A 7,222-nucleotide genomic window follows, 5' to 3' on the forward strand; every position below is an offset into this window, starting at 1 on the left:
GGCGGCGCCGCCGGAGCGACGGGCGGCACGAACCGGCTGCGTGCTCGCGCGCCCGCGGCCGCACCCGTCAACGCGGCGCCCTCCGGTACCTCGGACGAGGGCGTTCCACTCTCGGGCCCGCCTGCTATCGGCTCGCTGTCACTCATTTCAGGCCCCTGTCCCCGGCTTGAGTGTTCCCATTTCGCCCCATTTCAGGGCGGTATTTCCCAGGGTCGCACTCCGTCTCCATGGCTGCGCCCGGAGAGCCTCGCCCGGTAGGCTTTCCGTGTGATCTTCAAGCGCATCGGAAACGGCCGGCCGTACCCCGACCACGGCCGGGAAAGCACCCGGCAGTGGGCGGACGTCGCGCCGCGCCCGGTCCGCCTCGATCAGCTGGTGACCACCAAGGGCCAGCTCGATCTGGAGACCCTGCTCGCCGAGGACTCCACGTTCTACGGCGACCTCTTCGCGCACGTCGTGAAGTGGCAGGGCGATCTCTACCTGGAGGACGGCCTGCACCGGGCCGTGCGCGCCGCGCTCCAGCAGCGCCAGGTGCTGCACGCCCGCGTCCTCGAACTCGGCTGACGGCCCCGTTCCGCATCGGCCGCGGCTGACGGCCCCAAGTCCGCATTGGCCCTTTTGGGTTGGACTGGACGCCCGGCCGTGATCATTTAATAGGCATCGCCGCCGCACGGCACTACGCTGCGCCCATGAGCATGCTCACTCCCCCCGGCATGGGCGGTAAGTACCGCATCACGGGGGACAAATATCCCCGTATGCGGCGCGGGCGCTCGCGCAGCAGGATCGTGCTCGCGGTCGTCGCGTCCGTCGCCGCGATCGGTCTGATCGGCTGGGGGTCGCTCCAGCTCGTCGACGTCTTCACGGGCGGCGGCAAGGCCACGGCCGCCGGCTCCGCCCCCGCGGACTGCACGAAGCGCCCGAGCCCGTCGCCCTCCACGGCGAAGCCGGCGACCGCGAGGAAACTCCCGGCCCCGGCCCAGATCAAGGTGAACGTCCTGAACGCCACGCCCCGCGGGGGCCTGGCCAAGGAGACCGCCGACGAGCTGAAGAAGCGCGGCTTCGCGATCGGCGACGTGGGCAACGCGACGAAGGCGTACGACAAGAAGGTCAAGGGCCCCGGGATACTGCTGGGCGCGACGACGGCGACCGGCGCGGCCCTGCCCGTGCTGGGTACGCAGCTGGCGGGCGCCGAGCAGAAGACGGACACCCGCGACAAGCCGACCGAGGTCGACCTGATCCTCGGCAACACCTTCAAGTCCCTGACGGCCAAGCCGGCCGCGGACAAGGCGCTGGCGGCCCTGACCCACCCGAAGCCCGCACCGTCCGCGTCGCCGACCTGCAAGTAGCCGCCGGCCCGCAAGCAGACGCCACGGAAAAGCCGCGGTCGCGGCCGCTCGATGACCGAGCGGACGCGACCGCGGCTTTCGTCGTGAGGCCGGGCCGGACTACTCGGCGGCCCCGTACATACGGTCACCCGCGTCGCCGAGGCCCGGCACGATGTACCCGTTCTCGTTGAGCCGCTCGTCGACCGACGCGGTCACCACGGTCACCGGCGTCCCCGCCAGGTCCCGCTCCATGACCTCGACGCCCTCCGGCGCGGCGAGCAGCACCACGGCCGTGACGTCGTCCGCGCCGCGCTTGATGAGCTCCTGGATCGCCGCGACGAGCGTGCCGCCCGTGGCGAGCATCGGGTCCAGGACGTAGACCTGGCGGCCGGAGAGGTCGTCCGGCATCCGCGTCGCGTACGTGGAGGCCTGCAGCGTCTCCTCGTCGCGGACCATGCCGAGGAAGCCCACCTCGGCGGTCGGCAGCAGCCGGACCATGCCGTCGAGCATGCCGAGGCCGGCCCGCAGGATCGGCACCACCAGCGGGCGCGGGTACGACAGCTTCACGCCGGTCGTCCGTGACACGGGGGTGTCGATGTCGACCTGCTCGGTGCGCACGTCCCGCGTCGCCTCGTAGGCGAGCAGGGTGACCAGCTCGTCGGCGAGCCGCCGGAAGGTCGGGGAATCGGTGCGCCGGTCGCGCAGCGTGGTGAGTTTGTGCGCCACCAGCGGGTGGTCGACGACGTGGATCCGCATGTCCCCCACAGTAACCGGGGGCCACGGCAGCGCGCCCCCGCGCGGTGGCATCAAGGACCCGCCCGGAGGGAAAGTGGAAAGAACTCGTCGAGTGCGGGGGACCGGGGTGGTGGTGTGGCGATGCCCGAGCAGGACCGGCAAGGACGGCACGACCGGGGCGCGGGGCCCGGGGAGCCCTTGGAGTCGGACGCCGAACGCAGGCGCCGTCGCGCCCTGTTCCTGCGCGAACTGACCGAGGCGCGCGAACTGCGCGCCCGCGTCCAGCCGCGCCGCGCACGGGCCGCACGGATGCGTCAGCAGATGCGGATGCGCACCTTTCGCTGGTGACTCAGCGGTGACGTACAAGTGACGCGGCTCACATCAGACACTGCCGCCGGCGACGCGACGCGGACACAGCGCGCGGAAGACCTCTCTTGGAGCCGTACTTTCTGCCACGATTCCGAGTGGGCGGGGCTTGAACTGCACTCCCCGCCTCCAAGGCCCCGCCGGGGGGATCCCCGACCGGCAACACCAGAGACCAGTGGGAGAGTCACGGTGTACTTCGCCGCACTGCTCGCGCGCACCGAAGACGGGTGGGAAGCGAGCGATACAGAGCTCGACGACGTGGAGACCCTGTCGGACCTGTCCGACCTGGCCCGCGAGGCGGCGGCCGAGGCCGGCGCCGAGGACGACACCGTCCTCGTCTTCATCGAACAGGAGGACGCGTGGTTCGGCGTCGTCCGCCTGGACGGCGAGGACGACCCTCGCATCTACATCTCGGACGCCGCTGCCGCAGCCCGCAGCAGCTACGGCGAGATCCTGCTCACCGACGAACTGCTCGGCAAGGATCCGGACGCCGAGGACGATCTGGATTCCCTCGACCTGGACGGCACGGAGGACGGCGAACCGGACACCGCGAACGATGACGTAGAAAGCGACGAGGACGACGGCACGGCCGCCGAGGCCGTGCCCTCCGGGCCGCTCGGGGACACCGGGATCCTCGCCGACCTGGGCGTCCCCGAGAAGGAACTGCTCGCCCTCGACGGGGTGGACGCGCTGAGCGAGATCGCGGACGCGCTGGGCGCCGCGGAGGTGCTCGAGACGGTGCGCTGACCTCGTGGGTTCGCCCGGGGATAGATTCCTGGCCGTGACACCCCCCGAGCCCGAACCCGTTCCCGATCCCGTGTCCGTTCCCGAACCCGATCCCGTACGAGATCCCTGGAAGCCGCCCATGCGGCAGGCCCTGGCCGAGGCCGGGCTCGCCGCGGTGGGCGGCGACGTACCCGTCGGCGCCGTGCTCCTGGCGCCCGACGGGACGACCGTGCTCGCCACCGCGCACAACGAACGCGAGCTGACCGGCGACCCCACCGCCCACGCCGAGGTCCTGGCGATCCGGCGGGCGGCCCAGGCCCTCGGGCACTGGCGGCTGACGGGCTGCACGCTCGTGGTCACCCTGGAGCCGTGCACCATGTGCGCCGGCGCCGTCGTCCAGTCCCGCCTCGACCGCGTCGTCTACGGAGCCCGCGACGACAAGGCCGGGGCGGCCGGTTCCCTGTGGGACGTGATCCGCGACCGGCGGCTCAACCACCGGCCCGAGGTGATCTCCGAGGTGCTCGCCCAGGACTGCGCCGAGCCCCTGACCCGCTTCTTCAGAGATACGGATTTCAGACCACGGCCCACTTTGGGCTAGAGTTCCTCTCGGTAGCGTGTCCGAGCGGCCGAAGGAGCTCGCCTCGAAAGCGAGTGTGGGGAAACTCACCGTGGGTTCAAATCCCACCGCTACCGCTGACAACGCCCCTCTTCCACGGGTCACCGAGGAAGAGGGGCGTTCTGCATGCCAGTTGGGGCTCCGCGTGCCGGGTGCCCTCCGCGGGCGCGTACCCATGACCCCGCGCGCGTGCCGACGCGAGAGAGCCCCGGCGCCTGTCCAGTGGCGCCGGGGCTCTCGTCCCGCTTGGGACGGGGGAAGCGGCATCGGGGGGACAAGCCGCTTCCCCCGATGAGGACGGACTCCCGTAAGTTCGCGCCGCGTCAGGGGGGAAGCGAGCGGCGCGAACCCCGCAGTCGGGGACCGTCCCTGCCCTTCGGATTCCTGCCAGACCCTCCGGGCTCGTCACCCATCCTGCGCCACTTCTTCACCGCCCGGTCGCGGCAAAAGACCTGTGATCGCGGGCCGTTGGTCCTTAAAGGTCAGATGAACACATCGCCGGGATAGACTCGCGCCCGGCAACAGGGGCCACACGGGGCACAGGTGTGGTGCGGACGCGGGCGCGGGGAGGCCGAAACGCAGTGGAGCCGAAGAAAATCGTTCTGTTCGTCGTGGTCATCTTCGCGCTCTACGTGATCATCACCGACCCCGCCAAGGCCGCCGACTACGTCCAGATAGGCTTCGAGGGCGTCTCGTCCGCCGCGCAGTCCGTCGGCGACTTCATGACGTGGGTCGCCAACGGCGGCAAGTAGCCCGAGCCCTTCGATCCCCCCGAGGGAGAGCACAGCCGTGATCCGCCATCTGGTCCTCTTCAAGCTCAACGACGGCGTCAGCCGCGACGAACCGCGCGTCGCCGAGGGCGTCAGGGCGTTCCGCGCCCTCGGCGAGCAGATCCCCGAGCTGACGTTCTGGGAATGCGACTGGAACATCACCGACCGCCCCATCGCGTACGACTTCGCGATCAACTCGGCGGTCGAGGACACCGATGCGCTGAAGCGGTACATCGAACACCCCGCGCACCAGGCGGGCGTCGCCCTGTGGCGGGAGTTCGCCACGTGGGTCATCGCCGACTACGAGTTCTGAGCCGGGCGTACGACCGAACGGCCCCTTGCCGCAACGGCAGGGGGCTTTTTTATGCCTTCATCCCTAAATGCCCCAACTTGCCCGTCAACACGTAGTTATACGGTGCTTGCACACAGTGCACATGTCTTGTGATGCTATGACCGCTTTTGACCGATGAGTTGACGGAAACAGAGGTGGCGTTGACCGTGCCGGCCAGTACTGCGCCTCAAGAAGCCCCGCCCGCGACGAAGAGCACCCGCGGCGCCGACACCCGGGCCCTCACGCAGGTCCTCTTCGGGCAGCTCAAGGACCTGTTGCCGGGCAGCCCCGAGCACTCCCGGGTGCGCGGCGCGCTCATCGAGGCGAACCTGCCGCTCGTGCGGTACGCGGCCGCCCGCTTCCGCAGCCGCAACGAGCCGATGGAGGACGTCGTCCAGGTCGGCACCATCGGGCTGATCAACGCCATCGACCGGTTCGACCCGGAGCGGGGCGTGCAGTTCCCGACCTTCGCGATGCCCACGGTGGTCGGCGAGATCAAGCGCTACTTCCGCGACAACGTACGGACCGTGCACGTGCCGCGGCGGCTGCACGAGTTGTGGGTGCAGGTCAACGCCGCGAGCGAGGACCTCACGACCGCCTTCGGGCGCTCGCCCACCACCGCCGAGATCGCCGAGCGGCTGCGCATCGCCGAGGACGAGGTGCTCGCCTGCATCGAGGCCGGGCGCTCGTACCACGCGACGTCCCTGGAGGCCGCGCAGGAGGGCGACGGGATGCCGGGGCTGCTCGACCGGCTCGGCTACGAGGACCCCGAGCTGGACGGCGTCGAACACCGGGATCTCGTACGGCACCTGCTCGTTCAGCTGCCCGAGCGGGAACAGCGGATCCTGCTGCTGCGGTACTACTCGAATCTGACGCAGTCCCAGATCAGCGCGGAACTGGGTGTCTCCCAGATGCACGTGTCAAGGCTCCTCGCCCGCAGCTTCGCGCGACTTCGATCCGCAAACAGGATCGATGCGTAGCTGAAACGGGTAGACCGACCCTGCGGGGATTTCCCACCGGAAACCCCTGTCCACTTTCGCCACACCCCCTGCTTCCTGCGGTGATTCGCCCCTTCCATGTCGACATGTCACTACAGCGTGTTGCCGACATGTGACATTCTGCTGGAACCGCGTTTGGCGCGGCCTCGCGTCCGGTATTCAGGTGGAGGCTGCGCTCCTACCTGACGGGAACGTCGCCGCGACCGTCCGCGACCTCAAGGGGGTGGCATGTCCGCAGACCAGGGCAGCTCGAAGGTGCTCACGCTCACGCCCGGCTCGTCCGGTGACGCGAGTGCGTCCGCGACCGCCGCGCTGATCGACACACCTGTCCCGGCCTCCGTTCCGGCACAGGCGCCCCAGACGACGCCCCCACCGGCGTCCTCCGGGGCCATCGACACCCGCACTCTGTCCCGCTCCCTGTTCCTGCGCCTTGCCACGCTCGACGAGCACAGCCCCGAGCGGGGCTACGTGCGCGACACCCTCATCGAGCTGAACCTGCCGCTCGTGCGGTACGCGGCCGCACGCTTCCGCAGCCGCAACGAACCGATGGAGGACATCGTCCAGGTCGGCACCATCGGGCTGATCAAGGCGATCGACCGGTTCGACTGCGAGCGGGGCGTCGAGTTCCCGACGTTCGCCATGCCCACGGTGGTCGGCGAGATCAAGCGGTTCTTCCGGGACACGTCGTGGTCCGTGCGGGTGCCCCGGCGGCTCCAGGAGCTGCGGCTCGCCCTGACGAAGGCGAGCGACGAACTCTCGCAGAAGCTGGACCGCTCACCCACCGTTCCCGAACTCGCCGTGGCGCTGGGCGTCTCGGAGGAGGACGTGGTCGACGGGCTCGCGGTGGGCAACGCGTACACCGCGTCCTCGCTGGACTCGCCCGCCCTGGAGGACGACGGGGGCGAGGGGTCGCTCGCGGATCGGCTCGGGTACGAGGACACGGCGCTCGAGGGCGTCGAGTACCGGGAGTCGCTGAAGCCGCTGCTCGCGAAGCTGCCGCCGCGCGAGCGCCGGATCATCATGCTCCGGTTCTTCGCGAACATGACGCAGTCGCAGATCGGGGAAGAGGTCGGCATCTCGCAGATGCACGTGTCCCGGTTGCTGACGCGGACGCTCTCGCAGTTGCGGGAAGGCCTGATCGGAGACTGACCCTCCCCTTCGAACTCCGCCCTGCTCCGTGTGCCGTCGGCCCTTGATGCCGGCGGGGCGGGGTGGGGCGGAGCCGCGTCGTCATGCCGGTCGTCCGGGATTGGGGCGGGGCCGGGTCGTTACGCCGGTGGTCCGGGGGTGGTGCGGAGCCCGCGCCGTTACGCCAGTCGTCCGGGGGTGAGGCGGAGCCCGCGCCGTTACGCCAG

10 protein-coding genes and 1 tRNA gene are annotated in these 7,222 nt (G+C 70.1%); 10 read left to right on the forward strand and 1 reads right to left on the reverse strand.

Translation table 11 applies throughout. The features are described from left to right. The first annotated feature begins 267 nt into the window (after positions 1-267). Positions 268-564: a type II toxin-antitoxin system VapB family antitoxin gene (locus G3I40_RS25920; RefSeq protein ID WP_003955420.1), complete on the forward strand. Its 297-nt coding sequence runs from the start codon at positions 268-270 to the stop codon at positions 562-564. A gap of 125 nt (positions 565-689) precedes the next feature. Next, the gene (locus G3I40_RS25925; protein ID WP_239091940.1) at positions 690-1,346 is read left to right on the forward strand and encodes a LytR C-terminal domain-containing protein; all 657 of its coding nucleotides are present in this window, start codon (positions 690-692) and stop codon (positions 1,344-1,346) included. Positions 1,347-1,445: 99 nt separating this feature from the next. On the opposite strand, the gene upp is transcribed toward G3I40_RS25925, so the two are convergent. Beyond that, on the reverse strand, positions 1,446-2,081 hold the full coding sequence (upp, locus tag G3I40_RS25930) for a uracil phosphoribosyltransferase (protein ID WP_164304534.1): 636 nt from the start codon (positions 2,079-2,081) through the stop codon (positions 1,446-1,448). 120 nt (positions 2,082-2,201) lie between these two features. Between upp and G3I40_RS25935 the strand changes: the two genes are divergently transcribed. From G3I40_RS25935 to G3I40_RS25965, 8 genes are all read left to right on the forward strand, one after another. Further along, positions 2,202-2,408 carry a hypothetical protein gene (locus G3I40_RS25935; protein ID WP_164304536.1) on the forward strand — a complete coding sequence of 69 codons (207 nt, stop codon included), beginning with the start codon at positions 2,202-2,204 and terminating at the stop codon, positions 2,406-2,408. A 207-nt stretch (positions 2,409-2,615) separates the two neighbouring features. Beyond that, positions 2,616-3,173 carry a hypothetical protein gene (locus G3I40_RS25940; protein ID WP_164304538.1) on the forward strand — a complete coding sequence of 186 codons (558 nt, stop codon included), beginning with the start codon at positions 2,616-2,618 and terminating at the stop codon, positions 3,171-3,173. 118 nt (positions 3,174-3,291) lie between these two features. Then, complete coding sequence (tadA, locus tag G3I40_RS25945; protein WP_239091942.1) at positions 3,292-3,750, forward strand: tRNA adenosine(34) deaminase TadA; 459 nt, start codon at positions 3,292-3,294, stop codon at positions 3,748-3,750. A gap of 10 nt (positions 3,751-3,760) precedes the next feature. Next, positions 3,761-3,845 (forward strand) — tRNA-Ser (locus tag G3I40_RS25950). Positions 3,846-4,349: 504 nt separating this feature from the next. Next, the gene (locus tag G3I40_RS46565) at positions 4,350-4,520 is read left to right on the forward strand and encodes a hypothetical protein (RefSeq protein WP_203644803.1); all 171 of its coding nucleotides are present in this window, start codon (positions 4,350-4,352) and stop codon (positions 4,518-4,520) included. Between the two features lie 37 nt (positions 4,521-4,557). Beyond that, positions 4,558-4,851, forward strand: coding sequence for a Dabb family protein (locus tag G3I40_RS25955; RefSeq protein ID WP_164304540.1), 294 nt, complete (start codon positions 4,558-4,560; stop codon positions 4,849-4,851). Between the two features lie 173 nt (positions 4,852-5,024). Further along, a complete protein-coding gene (locus G3I40_RS25960; protein ID WP_164304542.1) occupies positions 5,025-5,849 on the forward strand; it encodes an RNA polymerase sigma factor SigF in 825 nt (274 codons plus the stop codon). Between the two features lie 246 nt (positions 5,850-6,095). After that, a complete protein-coding gene (locus G3I40_RS25965) occupies positions 6,096-7,016 on the forward strand; it encodes an RNA polymerase sigma factor SigF (protein WP_164304544.1) in 921 nt (306 codons plus the stop codon). Positions 7,017-7,222: the final 206 nt, after the last annotated feature.

The sequence above is a fragment of the Streptomyces sp. SID14478 genome, from assembly GCF_010548525.1.
Lineage (GTDB): Bacteria > Actinomycetota > Actinomycetes > Streptomycetales > Streptomycetaceae > Streptomyces.

Coding starts and splice junctions, on each gene's coding strand:
- G3I40_RS25925 (WP_239091940.1), top strand. CDS start 690: ATGAGCATGCTCACTCCCCCCGGCATGGGCGGTAAGTACCGCATCACG.
- upp (WP_164304534.1), bottom strand. CDS start 2,081: ATGCGGATCCACGTCGTCGACCACCCGCTGGTGGCGCACAAACTCACC.
- tadA (WP_239091942.1), top strand. CDS start 3,292: ATGCGGCAGGCCCTGGCCGAGGCCGGGCTCGCCGCGGTGGGCGGCGAC.
- G3I40_RS25965 (WP_164304544.1), top strand. CDS start 6,096: ATGTCCGCAGACCAGGGCAGCTCGAAGGTGCTCACGCTCACGCCCGGC.
- G3I40_RS25935 (WP_164304536.1), top strand. CDS start 2,202: ATGCCCGAGCAGGACCGGCAAGGACGGCACGACCGGGGCGCGGGGCCC.